Below are 19548 nucleotides of genomic sequence, written 5' to 3' on the forward strand. Positions count from 1 at the left end.
AAGGTTTCATCCTATTTTACCTTTTTTGGTCTACCCCCTTGACAATTTGCACTTTTTCTTAACTTGTCACAAATGACGCCAGACTTGTTGCAGCTAATACCAAATTTGCTTTTAACTTGTTCCACACCCTCAGCAAACAACAGCCGAATCAAAATATCTTTATTTCCCCTACTTCTGTCGCCCTCGCACTGTCAATGACATACAACGGAGTCAGCGGAGAAACCAAACAAGAAATGACAAAAGTTCTCGAATTAACGGGAATGACTCTGCAAGAAATCAACGCAGCCAATCAAGGTTTGCAAAATAGTTGGCAGACACTTGACCCCAATGTCCAAGTATTAATTGCCAACTCGCTTTGGGCGCAACAAGGCTTCTCCTTAAAACCAGAATTTCTGCAAACAAATCAACACTACTACAAGGCTAATCTGAGCGAACTCGAATTTATGAATCCGCAAGCTATTAGCATCATTAACAACTGGGTGAGCCAAAAAACTCAAGGAAAAATAGAGAGAATTGTCGATAAAATTAGCCCCGGTGAAGTCTTGTTTTTGATTAACGCTATCTATTTCAAAGGCAACTGGAAAACCCCCTTTGATAAATCTCAAACTGCGAACAAAACTTTCTCTTTAAGCGACGGCAGTTCCAAACAGCATCCGATGATGTCTCAGACAGCCATTTATGGGTACTACGAAACAGACAAATTTGAAGCAGTTAGTTTACCTTACGGCAAAGAAGGTTCTCTGAGTATGTATATTTTTTTGCCCAGGCTCAATAGCAACTTGGAAACTTTTTTGCAGCAATTAACACCCGAAAACTGGAATAAATGGATGCAAGAATTTAGAGAAATAAATTGTATAATTGAAATACCCCGCTTCACAATGGAGTATAAAGTTGAACTCAAAAGCACACTCATAGCTTTGGGAATGGCAGGAATTTTTGAAATCTCAAAAGCCGACTTTTCTCCGATGACTGATGACAACGTAGCAGTAGCTTCAGTAAAACACAAAACATTTGTCGAAGTGAACGAAGAAGGTACAGAAGCAGCCGGAGTGGCTTCCATCGAGTTATTCAGAAGTTTGCCTTTTCTAATGAATGTAAACCGTCCATTCTTTTGTGCCATTCAAGACGATACTACAGGAACAATATTATTTATGGGTATCATCGTTGACCCCCAATAAGATCAAAAATAGTAGGTGCGTCAGGAAATATTCGATCGACTTTTAATAAAATAACCCTAGCTGGCGCACCCTACCAAGCTAATTATACGGTAAAATATCAGTCTAAAAATAATCATATTTGCGAAAAATTAATGATTAAACTGCACAAATGGCAGCGGATACTGGCTTTAATACTTGTTTTTGCGATCGCCCTTACCTCCTCTGCCATATTATCCCCGCGTCTGTTAGCGCAAACCCGCCCCCAAACCCCAACAACCGAATTGCGCGGCGTCTGGCTGACTAACATTGACAGCGACGTTATTTTCTCCCGCAACAACATCATTGACGCTGTAAATCGACTGGACAAACTCAATTTTAATACCATCTATCCCACGGTTTGGCAAGGAGGCTATACACTTTATCCGAGTGCGGCAGCCCAACGAGTATTCGGACAGCCGATCGACCCATCGCCCGGATTGAAAGACCGAGACATCCTCAAAGAAATTATAGCACAATCCCATCAAAAAGGTATAGCAGTAATCCCCTGGTTTGAGTTTGGTTTCATGGCTCCTGCAGAATCGGAATTAGCCACACTTCACCCAGAATGGCTGGCACAGCGGCGCGACGGTTCAACTATTTGGAAAGAAGGCAAACACGAGCGAGTGTGGCTGAATCCCTTTCATCCCGAAGTTCAGCAATTTATCTTAGATTTAATCATAGAAATTGTCGATAATTATGATATAGATGGCATTCAATTTGACGACCATTTCGGCTTGCCAGTAGAATTTGGCTACGAGCCGTTAACAGTGTTAATGTATCAAGAACAAATCAAAAGCCCTCCCTCCGACGACCCCCGCGAAACCTTCTGGGTGCGCTGGCGCGCTGACAAAATCAACGATTTCGTGGGGCGAGTTTCCCGCGCCATCAAATCCCGCAAAGAAAAATGTATTGTCAGCTTATCTCCGAACCCTTTTCACTTTTCTTTACCCGCCCACTTGCAGGACTGGTTTACCTGGGAAAGACGCGGCTACATCCAAGAAATTGTGTTGCAGGTTTATCGCAGCGATATCAAGCGTTTTAGTGCCGAACTGGAACGGGAAGAAGTTAAACTGGCTAAACTTAACATTCCAACTGCGATCGGCATTTTAACTGGTCTTAAAAATAATTCTGTTCCCCTCAAACAAATTCAAGAACAAGTGCAAGAAGTACGAAAAAGAGATTTCGCTGGCGTGTCGTTCTTTTTCTACGAAAGTTTGTCGAATTGGGCTAGGGAAACCCCCGAACAGCGCAATTCTGCTTTGCAAGAATTCTTCCCCACAAAGATGCAGCGCCCGCCATCCGAAGGCAGAATTTGAAACCTACGGTTAAAATGAGAAAAAGCATACAGCGCTTAGGAATTGTCATCTTATTTTTGAGCGCTTTCTTAACAATTGGCTATCTCACTCCCAGAAAGTGGGGAAATTACTCGCAAGCAGATTGCACAATCTCTCTATACATTTCCAACCAAGGCATCCACACCGAAATCATCGTTCCAGTTAAAAATGAATATTTTGACTGGAATCAATTTTTACCGCTAACAGAAATAGGGCGGGATGCCACTTCCGATTATAAATACTTGTCTTTTGGCTGGGGAGATCGAGCTTTTATGCTCGAAACTCCCACATCAGGAAGTATCAACCCAGTTACAGCTTTTAAGGCGCTATTTCTCCTTACTCCGTCTACCCTACACGTTCAAGGTTATCGGGTTTTTCCCCAAAATCAAGAAACCCAATGTGTTAAAATTAGTGGAGCGAATTATCTGAAGATGGTAAATTTTATTAAAAATACATTCCAATTAGACCCAGCAATTAGGAAAATAAAAATTAGCTACGGCTACGGTAACAGCGATAGTTTTTATGAAGCAAAAGGCAGTTACTATATTTTGAGAACTTGCAACGACTGGACGGCAGAAGCTTTGCAAAAAGCAGATGTCAATACTCCTTTATGGTCTACGCTTTCTTCGGCGATTATGTTTCATTTAAATAGCGGTTGCGAATGTCAAAAATAAATGGTAATGGTAATAGGATTTTAGATTTTAGATTTTATAATTCGGAATGAAGGATTATGTATGGGTTGGGAGATTGCCCAAAGTTGCATTCTTTTTTTTAACTGGTATAATTAGCAATTTGAGGAAAAATTATGAATGTAATTCCAGCGATCGACTTATTGGATGGAAAATGCGTCCGATTGTATCAGGGAGACTACGCGAAGTCTCAAACTTTTAACGACAACCCCGTCGAAGTCGCCAGACAGTGGGTAAATGAAGGCGCGACAATGCTGCATTTAGTAGACCTCGACGGCGCCAAAGCAGGTCATCCAGTCAACCAAGCAGCCATTGAAGCGATCGTCCGATCCGTAGATGTTCCCTGTCAAGTAGGTGGGGGAATGCGCGATCGCGCTTCTGTTGCTGCTATCCTCAATTTAGGCGTCCGGCGCGTCATTCTAGGCACTGTCGCCGTCGAACAACCGCAATTAGTCGGCGAATTATGCGCCGAATTTCCCGGTCGAATTCTGGTGGGAATAGATGCCAGAAATGGTAAAGTTGCGACTAGAGGCTGGCTAGAAACTTCGGAAGTTTTAGCGGCCGAATTGGCGCAAAAAATGGCCGAATTAGGCGCTGCTGAAATTATTTACACCGACATTCACCGCGACGGTACTATGGAAGGGCCAAATTTGGAATCTTTGCGCGAAATTGCTAACGCTATTTCGATTCCCGTGATTGCTTCCGGTGGCGTTAGTTCGATCGCAGATTTGTTGAGTTTGCTGGCTTTGGAACCAATTGGTGTCAAAAGTGCGATCGTCGGTAGGGCAATTTATACTGGCGATATCTTGCTAAAAGAAGCAATTCAAGCAGTCGGACAAGGGCGGTGGCAGGATGTACCGCCAGATTTGGGTTCTTCGAGTTTTGCTTGATAGTCATTATGTAACAGTTATCAATTTTCCGACTCACAATCAACAGTCAACAGTCAACAGTCACCGTAGAATCGTCTTTCTTACCATCATCGTACCCATGTTTTTGAACCATACAATTACAGCTTTAAGTTCTGGGATGGCATCCCTAGTTGATCCCATACCTTTATTAGCAACAGTCGCAGCAGAAAATTCGCCGATCGTCCTCAGCGGAGTTTTGCTCAGTTTGGTCGTGATTTATATCGCCAGTAAAATCGGCGCAGAAGTGGCTGGAAAGTTCGATTTTCCCCCGGTTTTGGGCGAACTTGTAGCAGGGGTAATTGTTGGCGTATCTGCTTTACACCTAATCGTTTTTCCCGAAGGTGGGCTGTCAGCATCAGACTCCGGGATTATGACAGTTCTGCAATCGATTAATCATCTATCCCCTGCCGCCCTCACCAGTGTGTTTGAATCGCAGAGTGAAGTCATGTCAGTGCTAGCTGAATTAGGCGTGATTATTCTGCTGTTTGAAATTGGCTTAGAGTCGGATCTCAAACAACTGAAAGCAGTGGGAATTCAAGCCACTGTTGTCGCCTGCGTAGGTGTGGCAGTTCCCTTTGCCGCCGGTACTGCCGGCTTGATGATAATTTTCCACACTCCGGCAATTCCAGCAATTTTTGCGGGGGCAGCTTTGACGGCAACCAGCATTGGAATTACATCTAAAGTGTTGTCTGAATTAGGACAACTGAACTCTAAAGAAGGTCAAATTATTGTCGGTGCGGCGGTGATTGATGATGTGCTAGGAATTATTGTCCTAGCTGTTGTCGCCAGTTTAGCCAAAACCGGGGAGATTGATGTTGTTAATGTCATCTATTTGATTGTCAGCGCCACTGTTTTTCTGCTAGGTTCGATTCTGCTGGGCGGTGTCTTCAACAAAACCTTTTCGGCGGTGGTGGGTCAACTCAAAACTCGCGGAAATATTATCATCCCGGCTTTTATTTTTGCCTACTTCATGGCTTTTCTGGGCAACGCAATTCATCTCGAAGCGATTTTGGGTGCGTTTGCGGCTGGTTTGGTGTTGGATGAAAGCGAGGCCCGCCAGGAGTTGGATGAACTGGTGAAACCCATCGCCGATTTATTTGTGCCCATCTTCTTTGTAACGGTGGGAGCACGGGCGGATTTGGGAGTTTTGAACCCAACAGTGCCGGATAATCGGGCGGGACTTTTGATTGCCACTTTCTTGATTGTCGTTGCTATTTTTGGCAAGATCGTAACAGGCTGGGTGGTATTTGGTCAGCCGGGAATCAATCGATTGGCGATCGGAGTGGGGATGATTCCTCGGGGCGAAGTCGGCTTAGTGTTTGCCGCCATCGGTTCCGCGAGTGGGGTTTTGGATAAACCATTAGAAGTCTCGATTATTATCATGGTGATTCTGACGACTTTTTTGGCTCCGCCTTTTCTGCGGATTGTCTTTGGCGATACGGTAGAGCCTCCTGCTACTGGGGAACTTTCTAGCGAGAAAATCGTTTGATTAGCGGATGATATTAAGTCTGTTTTGAGGTGGTTGGAGGCGCTCGGCTGGTATTGAACCACTTTCCGGCGATCGTCTCCATTGCTACTCATATCAATTCCCGTTGCACCGGAATGATCTAACAGCACTCTCAAAACCCACAATGCCGTCGATTAAACCCTCACGAAACCTGTTCGATAAACTATCCCAGCGCGATTTGTAGCTAGCTTCATAGGTGTCTATCATCAGAAACGCTAAGCTGTCGCGCATTTAAATTGTATATTCTGGGCGGGCGGGACGCCCACCCCACAAGACTTTGATTTTTTTTGACATACAATTTAAAGGCCCAACAGCTTATAGAGGAATGCGATAGCAGTTATTTACCCACGAGTGCTACAGCACCGCTCTGCAAAACAGGAATTTCAATGCGGAACTCTGTTCCTTGGTGGGGTTGAGAGAAGCACTCGATGGAGCCACCGTGCTTATCAACTACAATTTGATAGCTGATGGATAGCCCTAATCCAGTTCCTTTACCAGTGGGTTTTGTAGTGAAGAAGGGATTGAACGCCTGTTGTCTAACAGTTTCCGTCATCCCAGACCCATTGTCTTGAACTTGAATTACTACATTTTTTGAAGAACCAGAAGGAGTTTCGTTTGTGACTAGCTTAGTCCGAATAGTGATGCGACTGGGATTGTTTTGGATGTCTTTTGTATAACGCTGATTGTCGTTGTTTTCTAAAGCATCAATGGCATTTGTCAGAATATTCATAAAGACTTGGTTCAACTGTCCGGCATAGCACTCTACTCGCGGTAAGTCGCCGTACTCTTTAACAATTTCAATAGCAGGATGATCCGGTTTTGCCTTCAGTCGGTTTTGCAAAATCATCAATGTGCTGTCAATTCCCTCGTGGATATCAACTGGCTTCTTTTCTGCCTCATCGAGCCGCGAGAAGTTTCTTAGCGACAGGACTATTTGACGAATGCGATCGGCTCCTACCTTCATTGAAGTCAGCATTTTGGGCAAATCTTCACTAATGTAGTCCAGATCGAACTCTTCAATTTTTTCCTGAATTTGGGCATTAGTTGGATAGGTTTGCTGGTAAAGCTGAATCAACTTTAGTAAATTTTGCGTGTAGTCGGCAGTATGGCTCAGGTTGCCATAGATAAAGTTGACTGGATTATTAATTTCGTGAGCAACACCAGCAACCAGTTGCCCCAAACCTGACATTTTCTCTGCCTGAATAAGCTGTGCCTGAGTTTGCTGTAAGGTTTTGAGTGCAACCTCAGCTTCCTCTTTTGCTTGCCTTAACGCAGCTTCGGCTTGCTTGCGCTCAGTAATATCCAGTGTCAAGGAAGCAACTCCAACAATCTTTCCAGCCTCCCCTACTAAAGGCGTATTGAACCATTCGCAAATAATAGTTTTGCCGTCTTTCGTAATATTTTCGTTGACGCTGTAGATTCCTCCAACCTGACTCAACAACTCGTTCATAACTCGATCGACTACCTCTCTGGCAGACGCAGGCACAATTAATTCTGCGGCATGGTGTCCGATCGCCTCTGTAGGCGTGTAACCAAAAATCTGCTCTGCCGCTGGATTCCAGGCAGTGACTTGAAAGTTTAAATCCCATTCCACAACTGCCAGTGCACTTTGGCGGAATAGAAAAGATAGCCGCTGTTCCGACGCTTTGAGTTCTTCTTCTACCTGTTTCCGTTTAGTAATGTCAATCCCTGTTTTGATGATGTACTCAATTTCACCTTGATTATCGACTAAAGCAGTATCTGACCAGGCAATCCGTCTGAGTTGTTGATTTTTGCTCACCCAACTGCCTTCATACTGCTGGGGAAAATTACCAACTTGTAAAGACTCAAAAGCAGTTTTGGCAAGTCCAGCTAAGTCCGAGTTCGGGAACAATTCCCAAATGTAGCGCCCTTTCACTTCACTAAACGAGTAATGAGTCGTTTGTTCGCAAGCCCGGTTAAAGCGAACGATTTGTCCCTGCGGGTCGAGCACAACTACCAGCGCACCTGCAATTTCAAGAATGGCTGAAACGAAATTGCGTTCCACTTCAACTGCTGTAATCAGTTCCTCTAACTGGGTTGCCATATTGTTAAATGCGATCGCCAATGTTCCCAATTCGTTTTGGCGGTCGATGTTGACCCGCGTCTCTAATTGCCCCGCACTGAGTTCAGTAGCTGCAGCGGTTAAGCGCTGAAGTGGCACCACAATTTGCCGAATAAATAAATACCCAATGCCAACAGCGACGATCGTCACCACCGCCAATGAGCCTCCCATAACTGAGAGCATCTGGTAAACGGGAGCATACGCCTCAGCCGTTGGCAGTTCTACAACCACATTCCAATTCACGCTCCGAACTAAGGCAGTAGCTCCCAATACTTCTACCTGCTTTAGACCCTGATAAACGTTAAGGTGCTTAGTATCTTCGGATGCTTTCAAGAACTTAAAAAAGGGGCGCTTAGAAATATCTTGAAGTTGAAAGGTTTCTGGCTTACTACCCTTTTGAGCAATGAGAAAATTACGCTCATCAACTACATAGACATAACCCGTCTTGCCCACCTCCGTTTGGGAAACAATAAACCAGAGAAAGTTGAGATTTACCTGCGCTAATAGCACCCCATCCACCTCATCTCGCTCATTCCGAATCGGAACCGCCAGAATGGTGGTTGGTTGGTGAGTTTGAGGATTAATTTCTACAGGACTCACATAATCTTCCTGTTGTTTGAAGGCACGAATAAACAGTGGCGAAGTGGCTGGATTTTCTAAATTGAGCGGTTCGTAGGGTGAAACTGACGCGACAACTTGTCCCTTCCGGTTCAAAATGGCAACGGCTTCATAAGCATCATTATGACGAATCATCCCTTCCAACAGGCTCTGCTGCGCTTGAGGTTGAAATTTTGTGAGTCCTTTGACCCTAGCTAAATAGCTCAGTTTTCGTTTCAAGTCATCTAAATAATTATCAATTTGCCCTCCTGCTGTCTGGCTGCGCTCTTCTTGGAGCGATCGCGATTGCTGGATCTGCGCCTGAAAGCTGAGGTAGATCAGCAAGCCACCTGTGGGCAGTAAGCTCAGAAGAACCAAAAATATCAAACCATATCGGAGCTGATTTGCAATAGAAAAGAAGCGTTGCCAGGGATGAGAACGAGAGCTTCTGGCGATCGGCAGAACGCGCTCGTTGCGTTGATTTTGCATCGGACTTAGGATCAATATTGGTAAATCAATTAATCGGTGGACTAAGGAGAAACATCGATTTTGCCAGTCGTCACAGCTTCTCGGATCATCTTGAAAGTGTCCTCTTCCTGAGACGTGAGACTACCACGGAAAGGGGCAAAGTCGTAGATTTTTTCCTTGAGCCCAAACTTGTAAAGTTTTCCTTCCCAGCGACCTTGCTGGGTTAACACTGCCACATTTAGCACCAGATTGGGGATGTCCTGTAGAACGCTAGTTAGGACTTTGCCGGGAGCCACTTCGTACTGATCCTTTGTCCTACCAATTACCAAGACTCCTGGCTTTTGCGAAACGGCTTTTAGCGCGGCTAACCCTGCCTCACCCGCGTTGAATGCCAAAACATCTACTCCAGAAGCAACCATATCCGTTGCCACTTTGGTGGATTTTTCCGTATCAACCCAAGAGTTGAGAAAAGCCGTCGAGGCTTGAACAGAGGGATTCGTTGCCTTCACTCCCCGCCTAAACAAGGCTTCTTCTTCTTTGTAAACCGGATAAGGTTCACCCACAATATAGCCAACTTTATTGCTTTTGGTCTTCATGGCAGCCAAAGCGCCTGCGAGGTAGCCCACCTCACCCGATCGAAAGGCAACAGCCCCCAAATTTCTGTTATTCCCTGGATGCGTTGTAATCAGGGCAAATTTCGTTCGCGGAAATTCTTTAGCGACCTTTTCGGCAGCTTTGGAATAGGCACCACTGGCTGCAATTACCAGGTCATAGCCTGACTGGGCATATTGGCGTATGGTAGGTTCACTATTTTCACCGTCCATACTGTCAGTAATGTCTACCTCAGCATTAAATTTATTTTTGATTAGATTCAATCCTTCAAAGCAAGCTTGATCCCAACTTTGGTTATCTTTGGCGCCTGTGGTGAGCATTGCCACTCTAAAGCTGCTAGAGGTAGTTGGTTCAGGGGAAGAGTCTACGTTCGGAGTCGATGGACTGCAACTGATTGCAAAAAATAGAGCTAGAGCCGCCAGAGTCATTTGTTTAAAGAAAGATTGAATTCGCATAAGAGCTTTTCGGAGCCAGGTTAATTTTTTCACCCCTAAAAATTATTTTAAGGGTATCTCAACAATCTTCAGAACTCTTACTCTCGCTCGCATTTAATGACTCTGACAGATTCAGCGTAACACTCATTTAAGCTCAACAACAAGTAAGGACACGGCAGTGCCGTGTCCTTACTACTCTAACCTGCAATTAACCGAATTTGTTTGCTATTACTTAACAAACAGCATTTCTTGATAAGTAGGCAGAGGCCACAAATCATCAGCCACTTCACCTTCCAGAGCATCCGCATACTTGCGAACCTCATCCATCAAAGGACGAATTGTTTGCGAAGCATACTGCATATGGTCTTCTGTCGAAGCAAAATCGTGCTTGCTCAAAGCAGCACTCAATTTGCTCGCAGTATCCATCATGGACTTAACTAGCACTGCTACTTTTTCGGCACTTTCCTTTTCCAGTTCAATTCCAATCTCTTTCAATTTAGAAATCGTGCCAGAAACTTCAGCTAAATACCTCAAAGCTGCGGGGTAAATAATGGTTTTTGCCATGCTTATTACCAGTTTTGCTTCGACTTCAATTGCCAGTAAATACTGCTCAGCATAAACATCGTAACGGCTTTCCAATTCAACTGGAGTCAGAACACCTGTCTTTTCAAACAAGTCTTCAATGTATCCTTCCTTCAACACGGGCAAAGCATCGGCAGTAGTCCGCAAGTTAGCTAAACCCCGTTCCTCAACAGCCATTTTGTGCCATTCTTCGGAATAGCCGTTGCCGCCAAATACAACCGCACCGTGCTCGTCCATCACTTCTTTTAGAAGTGTTTGGATGGCAGCATTCAGTTCAGTTCCCTTAGCCAAATCGCTTTCTAATTTGTTAGCAATCCAGTCCAAAGAATCTGCAAGAATTGTATTCATCGCCACCAGCGGCCCGGAAACAGACTGACCGGAACCTACTGCACGGAATTCAAATCGGTTTCCAGTAAAGGCAAAGGGCGAAGTCCGGTTTCTGTCTCCAGCATCCTTCATGAAAGTAGGCAGTGTTTCTACACCTAAGTTCATAATTCCCCGACCTTTAGAGTCCTTAACTTCTCCCCGGCTAATTTGCCCGAAGATATCTTCTAATTGCGAACCCAAATAGACAGAGATAATTGCTGGTGGAGCCTCATTTGCACCCAACCGGTGGTCGTTGCTAGCAGTAGCAACTACCGCGCGCAATAGCGGGCCGTATTTGTGAACTCCGCGAATCACAGCGCCGCAGAAAACTAGAAATTGTATGTTCGAGTGCGGTGTATCGCCTGGGTCTAATAAGTTTCCTTGGGTGGCATTGCCGACCGACCAGTTGACGTGTTTGCCGGAACCGTTAATGCCGGCGAAAGGCTTCTCATGCAGCAAACACATAAAACCGTGTTTCTTCGCAGTGTTGCGGAGAATTGTCATGGTTAATTGTTGGTGGTCGCTGGCGACGTTTGCAGCTTCAAAAACTGGTGCAATTTCAAACTGACCGGGAGCTACTTCGTTGTGGCGGGTTTTGGCAGGAATTCCCAGCCGATACATTTTTTCTTCTACTTCCTGCATGAAGACTTGAACGCGCTCTGGAATCGCTCCAAAATAGTGGTCGTCAAATTGCTGACCTTTCGCAGGAGGTTTGCCAAAAAGGGTGCGACCGGCTAGTAGTAAATCTGGGCGGCTGTTGGTAAAATTGGCATCTACCAGGAAGTATTCTTGTTCGGAACCGCAACTGGAATTGACCGGAGCAACTTCGGTATTTCCTAATAGCTTTAACACTCGGGTTGCTGCTTTGTTCATGGCGGCAATGGAACGCAAAAGCGGCGTTTTCTTGTCTAAGGCTTCCCCTGTCCAAGAGATGAAAACAGTGGGAATGCACAATGTCATGCCGTTATCTGTTTCCATGACATAAGCAGGGCTGGTGACATCCCAGGCTGTATATCCGCGAGCGGCGGCGGTGGAACGAATGCCGCCGTTGGGGAATGAGGAGCCATCGGGTTCGCCTTGTACTAGAACTTTTCCTGCAAATTCTGAGATGACGGAGCCATCGCCTTGCACTGAGATGAAAGCATCGTGCTTTTCGGCGGTGCTGTTGGTTAGCGGGTAAAATACGTGGGCGTAATACAGGGCTCCTTTGGAAAGAGCCCAATCTTTCATTGCTGCTGCAACTACATCAGCTACGGAATCATCTAGTTTTTGGCCGGTTTGAATGGTGTTTTTTACGGATTTAAAAATGCTTTTGGGCAGACTTTCTTGCATCTTGCTCAGACTAAAAACGTCTGTTGCCCACATATCTTCTAACCGCTTGGGAGGCCGGGCAGGCATCTGTTTGCGGTTGACGATTTGAGAAATTGCTTGAACGCGCGATTGGTTTCCACTCATGGTTATTTTTATTGGGATTGCAGGACAAGTAGTTGAGAAAAAATAGATGTTAGCAAAAGTCTAACGATTGACGAATATGTTGGATTTACCCAACGTTTTTAGTCAAAGCTAACTTTTGGGAGAATGCCTTTTTGGCAGACTCTAAAAGATTGGAGGAGGGAGGCGCAATGACTTCGCCGTCCATCGGGTGTGACAATCCAGTGTGAGATGCGGTTGGATTGCGGTTATTAGCAAGAAGATAGATGGCAAGAGCCTGTACAAACTTGAGTCAACATTATAGATGTCTGCACTGCACAAATTTAGTAACTAATCTTCACCCTGGTCAGCTCAAAAATTTTGTGCGAATCAATTCCGATGAATTCAGGTCAAAACTACTTATGGTTTTTAACGGTTCGACGATCGATAAATCGCAGTCCAGCAAACAACGCACTCGTTTAGGGGTTTTGGAGAATTATGGAGAGTACACAATCTACACTTGGAGAGTTTAAACAATCATTAACCAAATAAATGTATTCTAGGCTACAGAAATTTAGTTTTTTTTCCGAAGGGTCGATCGCACCGATCGCACACAACCGCAGGATTTGAGTTTAACAGGGCATGGGGCATGGGGCATAGGGCATGGGGCATGGGGCATGGGGCATGGGGCATACCTCACCACGCGATCGAACCGCTATATAATAAATAAAGTCTGGCAACTATTCTAAAATTTGGTGCGATAATTTGCCGTAGAAATCTTTACGAGATTTGGGAACTTATTAAACTGTTATAGCCGCAGTTTATTGAGCATAAATGAGTAAGTTGATAGTTTTTAGTTAACTCGTTGGTAATCCGAAGACGTAAGGATTCAGGTCTAAAAACTTGCGGCTCCAACGCTTGTCTGGCAAGGGTTGTAGGGCAAAATAAGGGTTTTTGCCTTTCGTGGTTGATTGTCAATAAAGGACGAAAAACTGTCATTTTTTGTCTTTTATTGAGAATAGAGATTTATTTAGCATCAAGCTCCAGATCTAAAGTCTTTGCCCAGCAAGGAGTTCAGTGACCTGAATCCTTACCCGAAGACTTCAGAGCATGAGCCAAAAAGCGTTCTGTGTAGTACAAAGCTAATTGATTGCTCGGCCCATTAAAAACTGCATCAAAAGCGTGTTCAGCCCAAGGAATTTCGAGCAAAATAGCCCGTGAAGCGAAGCTATCCCGTAGGGAATCGCCCGTGGCGCGCAATCGTTCGTAGAGCGCTCGACCAAACTTGGGCTGAACGATATGGTCGCGACCTGCATAAACCAGTAGAGAAGTGGGAAGATTGGGTTTAATATAATTTATGGGAGAAGCCCGACAGTAAAGCTCGTTGAGTTCGTCTGGCGTTCCTCCCAGAAAGGCACGCAAGACGGCTCGAACATTTATGGCATCAGGAAAAGGTGGGTCATTGTAGCCCCGAATCAGGTCATTTGGCCCGTAATAATTGACCACTGCTCGAACTGGAAGCACACTAGAATTATAAGCAGTTAGCATTGCTAAATGGGCCCCTGCAGACCTTCCCATCAAAGCAATGCGATCGAGATCGATTTCCCAATCACCAGCGTGAGTTTTGATATAGGAAAGAGCGGCTTGTACGTCCTCAATCTGAGCAGGAAATCGATACTTGGGAGCGTGGCGGTAATCAATTGCAACCACACAATAGCCTTGGGCGGCCATATAGCGGCTGAATTCTTCATTGGAATCGGCATTGCCTCTTTGCCAAGCTCCCCCGTAGAGCGTGATAATCGCTGGATATTTGCCAATTTCCACCGGCCGATAAAGGTTTAGTTGCAGTGAAACTCCGTCAAGGTTGGCAAATCCAATAGCCCGATCAATCCTAACGTCTCTGATGGGAATTCCTCGGAACGCATCTGCGAGGATAAACGGTTGAGGGCGTAGCTGCGCGCGATCGGCTTGAGGAACGGCTGCTAAATAGTTTTCCCCTAGAACAGCTTGCATTTGGGTAGCTATGGCTGCATTGGCTGCGGGAAACTGAATCAGGGGTAGCAGGCCCAGGATGAGGGCTAAGAGGTTACAAATCAGTAAAAAAATGTAGACTTTGCCTTGATGCCGTCTGAGCAGGTTCAGGACAAGGGCGATCGTATTGATACCGACCAACCAAGGACTGATTTCTGGTGCTCCCACCGCCAAAGGGTACAAGAACATCGTGGGTGCTGGTACGATGACCCAGAGACTGAGAAATAGTGCGATCGTACTCAGGAACCAACAAATAAATGGCGAGACTAAGAATGCTGCCAATAAGGGTAACTTTTTGCGGTTCTTCTTGTGGATCATCGGATTTTCGCAGCCTAATTTTTAATCATTTTAAACTAATACCATCGCCCTAACATAGGCTACAATGACACTGATACTTTAACAAATATTGCCTAAAAGTAGATTAGCAAAAAAGCATTGATTTAACACCTAAGTAGTTAAAAATAATCTAATAGCCTTCCACCCCAAACAGGATAAATATTTGGCAAACGATTTCTTAAATCACTCTTGCATAAATTTTGATAATTGGAAATAATTTTTAGATTCAAGCATTAGGAGTGACTTGTGACTCGCCGGGTTTGAGTTTTTTATAAAATTGCATTTTTTTTACTGGTAAGCTAACACGCATCTAAAGTTGATAGTCAAATTTGACGAAATTCTTGTGGTGTCTCCCGCCCGCCAAAAAATACAATTTATATACCTACAGCTTATCAGCAGCGCTAATTCTGTTGAATTATGTGGAGCAAATTATACTCTGCATCAAAAGCTTTTTTAGCAGTTAAAATGAATAGGATAAACTGCGGTGACGACAGTGATATAAATTTTATTTTTCAACTGCACGAGGTGCAACTAGATTCCAATTCACCTGAGAAACACCGTACAAAATAAAATTATTCAACATTCCGTAAGCATCCCCACAATTGTAGCCTTTAGCCTCAACACATTTCTTGTCCGCCCTTTGATTCACAGCCACAAAAACATCGACTCCCTCCGGCAACACACCCGCATACATCTTTAAATTAGCAAAATCATCAAGGATGCGACCGTTATCATCCACCGGGGGCAATTTCCACTCTTTCGGATTGGTATTTCCCCCTAACTGGATTGCCCAAGCATGAGTACCGTCAAGCGCTCCGTTGTGCGCCGTATATCGATTCCAAACATTATTTCGCTTTTCTCCGATGCGGGGGTTATTTTCATAACCGCCCACCCAATATTGTGACATAAATTTGAGGAAAACTTCAGCTTCGGCAGCTAGCGAACCCGTGCCAGGACTCAAATCAGTGTTTCTGCTGCTAAACGGAACTTGGCTTAAATTCCAAGACCAATTTATTCTCCCCGGCTTCGGATTTAGCCAAGTAGCAAAATCGCAGAAGCTACCCTTCCAGATGCAGTGCGGACGCTTCAAATCCCATCCCTGCCAATAGTAGGTTTTTCCGTTCCAATGCCGTTTTTCTGGCTCGCGATCGCCAATATTTTCTACTTCTTGGCTCATGAAAATTCCCCGGTCAGCCGCAGTAGAAATTCCTAACTCGGTTTTGAAGAAAACCTCCAAAGCGGAACCTTGATGAGTTGCTGGTTTACCCATTTGAGCAGCATAGCTGCCGGAAGCTATAAGCTGCTGCAAAATAAGCGTAGGAAATGCGGGACTGGTATTGGAATAGTGATATTGACCGAGAGGATACTGAAGGCATCGCCCAGCCAAAATCTGCATAGTTTCTGTTAAAGTAGGACTCGGCAAAAAATAGCCGGCGCTAGGAGAAATGCCGAGTTGATTTTTTGCTGAACTGACAGATTTGCTGCCCCATTCGCTGACAAGTAGCTGTTCTTGTGCTTGAAAATCTGCTGCTGTTTTCAGATTGCGAAGGACTGGCAAATTTGCAATCATATCTTGACCGTATCTGGGCGCGCTGCGCTGAAGTCCCGATCTGTGCGACAAAAAATGTCCGAGGGTGACGTTTTGCCACTGTTTGTCTGCAAATCCTGAGTTGAGATTGGCACACTTGCTGTCTTTCACGGGAACGGGAAATTTGACTTTACCCGAAAATACGGCGTGCAATTTTTCAGGGATAATCGCTACTGGATATTGCTTGTTCAAACCGGGAATTAGCGGCGGATAATGCTCTGGATCGAACAATTTCATCCCTTCAATTTGGTCGTCAGTCAGTTCTAAACCGGCCCGATCGCGCGCCGTCTGTTTAAGCGCCCAGCGCACCATTGCAAAGGTAACAGGCTTGCTGATACTGCCCATACGCATGGGGGTATCTGCCGCGACTGGGGGAGCCAGAGGAGCCTGCATATCGTCGCCGCAAGCCGGATTCCAGTTATTAGTAGGTCTGCCTTTCATGCGGCCTAAACCCCACACACCGACGGGTTTACCTTTAACAGAAACACCGAGTATGGCCGCACCGACGCAGCGGTGGCGCATGAATTCTGTCAGGGATTGCAAAATCGGCTGGAGTTGCGCGTCACCGCTACCGCTAATGGGGATGTTTTCTTGCGCTAAAGCTGTGTTGTTGTTGGACTCGGAAAGCTTTCCCAACCCTCCTAAGAGGATAGCTGAAATCAAAGTCAAACTTGTGTAGAAAAGTCTGTTGATTTTTTGGCGACAATTCGCACTTCTCATGATAAAGAACTCCCGATTTAAAAAAGTAGGGCGGTGCTATGCTACCCGCCCTTTGACATTGATAATTAAGGCTATTGAGGGATAGGAGGCGCCGACAATAATACTTGATTTGGGTTGACATTAGTTAAGTTTGTGCTTTGTACAACGCCAATCAAATTATCCTGGTAGAAGATACCAGTATCTTGAACATTGTTGCCGTTCCAATCGCCGATTTTAAGGGAATAGCCGTCCGCTAAATTACCTTTAATTTGGATTTTATCTTGACCTAAAGTAAAATCCGTAATTGTAGCATGGCCAGTTCCCAGGTAGTAAACGTTATTAACGTTGCCAAGTACAAATGTGTCTGCTCCCGCACCGCCGGCGAGAGAATCGGATTCGCTACCTGCGCCGATACCGTTACCAGCCCCAGAAAAATTAGCACCGTCAAGGTAATCGCTGCCGTCGCCGCCGATGAGATAATCTTTGCCGCTTCCTCCGAATAGATAATCGTTGTGCAACCCTCCCGATAGGGTATCTTTACCGCTGCCTCCGTATAGGAAATCTTCGCCAGCTTCGCCGTATAATTTATCGTTGCCGGCGTCGCCATTTAAATTGTCGCTGCCGAAGCCGCCGTAGAGGATGTCATCTCCGCCGCGGCCGAACAATTTATCGTTGCCTTGATAGCCGTAGATTGTATCATTTGCAATCTGAATTTGACCTTGACCGTCGATCGTCCAATCGTCTCCAACTAAGGATTTGTGGAATTGACCGTTGCCGTTGACAGTGTTGTTGTCGTCGAATTGAGTACCGTTGATAACTGATGACATTTTTGTTGCTCCTTGTTGTTGTGGACTTGGTGCAATAGGAATTGCGACTCAAGCAATTTGTTCTATGTAAACCAGTTTGTTCTCAAATCGAGTGAGCGACAATGGGAATAAAATCAGGTAATTTAAAAGCCTAAAAAATGGTGTTTGGCAATGATATATCCGAAAAAATCAGGTACTCAAAATATTAAAGTTGGAAAAAGTCAGGTGGGCGATCGTACTTTTTAGGTCAGTCCTGGACGCACTCTCACCAAAGAAACCGGGTTTTTTACCGAATCTGCGGGTCACAACCTGCGTATTTTCGTAAAAAAACCCGGTTTCTGAACCGCCAAGCGCAACTACAAACCAATTTTAATATCCTAGTTGTGTCAGTCCTGATACGTTATTGAGAGTAGCTAAAATTTGACCGGTTGCTGTCAAGCGGATTAAGGTGTCGCTGTTGGCTTGAGTAATTGACAGTTGAGAGGCAGTCAAACCTCTAGTAAGGGCGATCGCATCTTTTCCGGGTTCAAAATCTCGAATGATATCCATCCCTGAATCGGCCCAAAGCAGAAAACGATCGTTCCCACTTCCTCCAATTAAATAATCATCTCCCAAATCGCCGCTTAAAAAGTCGTCTCCCGCTCCCCCAAAGATGGTATCATTGTCTTTCCCTCCCCAAATCGTATCATTTCCTTCACAGCCATCAAGTAAATCGTTATTTTCATCACCCCGCAAGTAATCGTTGCCACCGCCACCACAGGCAGTATCGTCACCTAAATTTCCCAACAGAGTATCGTTGCCTTCACTGCCTAAAATTAAATCTCTATCCTTACCTCCCAATAAGAAATCGTTTCCTTTGCCCCCATCTAAAAAATCCGAGTCTTCGTTGCCGTGAATGAAGTCGCTATCTTCTCCGCCATTTAGCCAATCTTCTCCTCGATTCCCACATAATGTATCTCTTCCTTCATTACCAAGAATAATGTCTTGATTCTTGCCACCAAAAAGCAAGTCATCTTCCGTTCCACCAGAGATAAAGTCGTTGCCTTCGTTTCCGTTTAAGAAGTCATTTCCTTCGCCGCCAAACAGGTTATCGTTACCTTCTTTTGCCTGGAAATAATCCTCGCTGCTGCTGCCGTCGAATGTCTCATTGCTAGCAGTACCTGTGAGGGGTAGATCGATCGTACTATTCACAACTACCTTTTCTACAGGATTGGGTTGGTTGAGATTTGGGAGGGATAGAGAGTTACAAGGGCAATCTTCTGTCGGAATTTCTGTCGGTGTCGGAGTTGCTGTGGGAATCTCTGCAGGAATTTCTGTGGGAACTTCTGTGGGAATTGCCGTTGGTGTTGGCGTTTCTGTCGGAATTGGTGTCGGAGTTGGTGTTGGCGTTTCTGTCGGAATTTGTGTTTCTGCGGGAATTGGTGTCGGAATTGGTGTCGGAATTGGTGTCGGAATTGGTGTCGGAATTTCTGTCGGTGTCGGAGTCGGTGTTGGCGTTTCTGCCGGAATTTCTGTCGGTGTCGGAATTTCTGGGGGAATTTCTGTCGGAATTTCAGTCGGAGTTGGTGTTGGCGTTGGTGTCGGAGTTTCAGTCGGAGTTGGTGTTGGCGTTGGTGTCGGAGTTTCTGTCGGAGTTGGTGTCTGAGTTGGCGTTGGTGTCGGAGTTGGTGTCTGAGTTGGCGTTGGTGTCGGAGTTTCTGTCGGAGTTGGCGTTGGTGTCGGAGTTTCTGTCGGAGTTGGCGTTGGCGTTGGTGTCGGAGTTGGCGTTGGTGTCGGAGTTTCTGTCGGAGTTGGCGTTGGTGTCGGAGTTTCTGTCGGAGTTGGTGTTGGTGTCGGAGTTTCTGTCGGAGTTGGTGTTGGTGTCGGAGTTTCTGTCGGAGTTGGTGTTGGTGTCGGAGTTTC

The 19548-nt window shown here is 45.3% G+C and carries 11 protein-coding genes and 1 pseudogene; 5 read left to right on the forward strand and 7 right to left on the reverse strand.

The window, feature by feature from the left end; all coding sequences use genetic code 11:
- Positions 1–104: 104 nt before the first annotated feature.
- The 5 genes and pseudogenes from QUA25_RS26585 to QUA25_RS26605 all read left to right on the forward strand — a co-directional run.
- Positions 105–1178 (forward strand): annotated as a pseudogene (locus tag QUA25_RS26585) (serpin family protein); the annotation flags it as partial.
- Positions 1179–1309: 131 nt separating this feature from the next.
- Positions 1310–2512, forward strand: a complete 1203-nt coding sequence (locus QUA25_RS26590; RefSeq protein WP_333042464.1) for a glycoside hydrolase family 10 protein — start codon at positions 1310–1312, stop codon at positions 2510–2512.
- Positions 2513–2526: 14 nt separating this feature from the next.
- Positions 2527–3204, forward strand: a complete 678-nt coding sequence (locus QUA25_RS26595; RefSeq protein WP_333042466.1) for a TIGR02117 family protein — start codon at positions 2527–2529, stop codon at positions 3202–3204.
- Between the two features lie 131 nt (positions 3205–3335).
- Positions 3336–4109, forward strand: a complete 774-nt coding sequence (gene hisA, locus QUA25_RS26600) for a 1-(5-phosphoribosyl)-5-[(5-phosphoribosylamino)methylideneamino]imidazole-4-carboxamide isomerase (RefSeq protein WP_333042468.1) — start codon at positions 3336–3338, stop codon at positions 4107–4109.
- Between the two features lie 97 nt (positions 4110–4206).
- Complete coding sequence (locus QUA25_RS26605) at positions 4207–5616, forward strand: cation:proton antiporter (protein ID WP_445242209.1); 1410 nt, start codon at positions 4207–4209, stop codon at positions 5614–5616.
- A 355-nt stretch (positions 5617–5971) separates the two neighbouring features.
- Here the strand turns inward: QUA25_RS26605 and QUA25_RS26610 are convergent, their stop codons facing one another.
- From QUA25_RS26610 to QUA25_RS26640, 7 genes are all read right to left on the reverse strand, one after another.
- Positions 5972–8803: a PAS domain S-box protein gene (locus tag QUA25_RS26610; protein WP_333042470.1), complete on the reverse strand. Its 2832-nt coding sequence runs from the start codon at positions 8801–8803 to the stop codon at positions 5972–5974.
- 41 nt (positions 8804–8844) lie between these two features.
- Positions 8845–9849, reverse strand: a complete 1005-nt coding sequence (locus tag QUA25_RS26615) for a BMP family protein (protein WP_333042471.1) — start codon at positions 9847–9849, stop codon at positions 8845–8847.
- Between the two features lie 207 nt (positions 9850–10056).
- Positions 10057–12231 carry a glutamine synthetase III gene (locus QUA25_RS26620; protein ID WP_333042472.1) on the reverse strand — a complete coding sequence of 725 codons (2175 nt, stop codon included), beginning with the start codon at positions 12229–12231 and terminating at the stop codon, positions 10057–10059.
- 1029 nt (positions 12232–13260) lie between these two features.
- On the reverse strand, positions 13261–14535 hold the full coding sequence (locus tag QUA25_RS26625) for an alpha/beta hydrolase (protein WP_333042473.1): 1275 nt from the start codon (positions 14533–14535) through the stop codon (positions 13261–13263).
- A 523-nt stretch (positions 14536–15058) separates the two neighbouring features.
- The gene (locus QUA25_RS26630; RefSeq protein ID WP_333042476.1) at positions 15059–16861 is read right to left on the reverse strand and encodes a serine hydrolase; all 1803 of its coding nucleotides are present in this window, start codon (positions 16859–16861) and stop codon (positions 15059–15061) included.
- A 71-nt stretch (positions 16862–16932) separates the two neighbouring features.
- Positions 16933–17667 (reverse strand): calcium-binding protein, encoded by a 735-nt coding sequence (locus QUA25_RS26635; protein ID WP_333042477.1) that lies wholly within the window; start codon positions 17665–17667, stop codon positions 16933–16935.
- A 348-nt stretch (positions 17668–18015) separates the two neighbouring features.
- Positions 18016–19548: calcium-binding protein (locus QUA25_RS26640; RefSeq protein ID WP_333042479.1), on the reverse strand; the 1533-nt coding region annotated here is incomplete at its 5' end.

It is taken from the genome of Microcoleus sp. Pol17C6 (genome assembly GCF_036701145.1).
Classification (GTDB): Bacteria; Cyanobacteriota; Cyanobacteriia; order Cyanobacteriales; family Microcoleaceae; genus Microcoleus.

Bases quoted from the DNA above. Each gene is read 5' to 3' on its own strand.
- QUA25_RS26590 (WP_333042464.1), top strand. From the start codon at position 1,310: ATGATTAAACTGCACAAATGGCAGCGGATACTGGCTTTAATACTTGTT.
- QUA25_RS26595 (WP_333042466.1), top strand. From the start codon at position 2,527: ATGAGAAAAAGCATACAGCGCTTAGGAATTGTCATCTTATTTTTGAGC.
- hisA (WP_333042468.1), top strand. From the start codon at position 3,336: ATGAATGTAATTCCAGCGATCGACTTATTGGATGGAAAATGCGTCCGA.
- QUA25_RS26605 (WP_445242209.1), top strand. From the start codon at position 4,207: ATGTTTTTGAACCATACAATTACAGCTTTAAGTTCTGGGATGGCATCC.
- QUA25_RS26610 (WP_333042470.1), bottom strand. From the start codon at position 8,803: ATGCAAAATCAACGCAACGAGCGCGTTCTGCCGATCGCCAGAAGCTCT.
- QUA25_RS26615 (WP_333042471.1), bottom strand. From the start codon at position 9,849: ATGCGAATTCAATCTTTCTTTAAACAAATGACTCTGGCGGCTCTAGCT.
- QUA25_RS26620 (WP_333042472.1), bottom strand. From the start codon at position 12,231: ATGAGTGGAAACCAATCGCGCGTTCAAGCAATTTCTCAAATCGTCAAC.
- QUA25_RS26625 (WP_333042473.1), bottom strand. From the start codon at position 14,535: ATGATCCACAAGAAGAACCGCAAAAAGTTACCCTTATTGGCAGCATTC.
- QUA25_RS26630 (WP_333042476.1), bottom strand. From the start codon at position 16,861: ATGAGAAGTGCGAATTGTCGCCAAAAAATCAACAGACTTTTCTACACA.
- QUA25_RS26635 (WP_333042477.1), bottom strand. From the start codon at position 17,667: ATGTCATCAGTTATCAACGGTACTCAATTCGACGACAACAACACTGTC.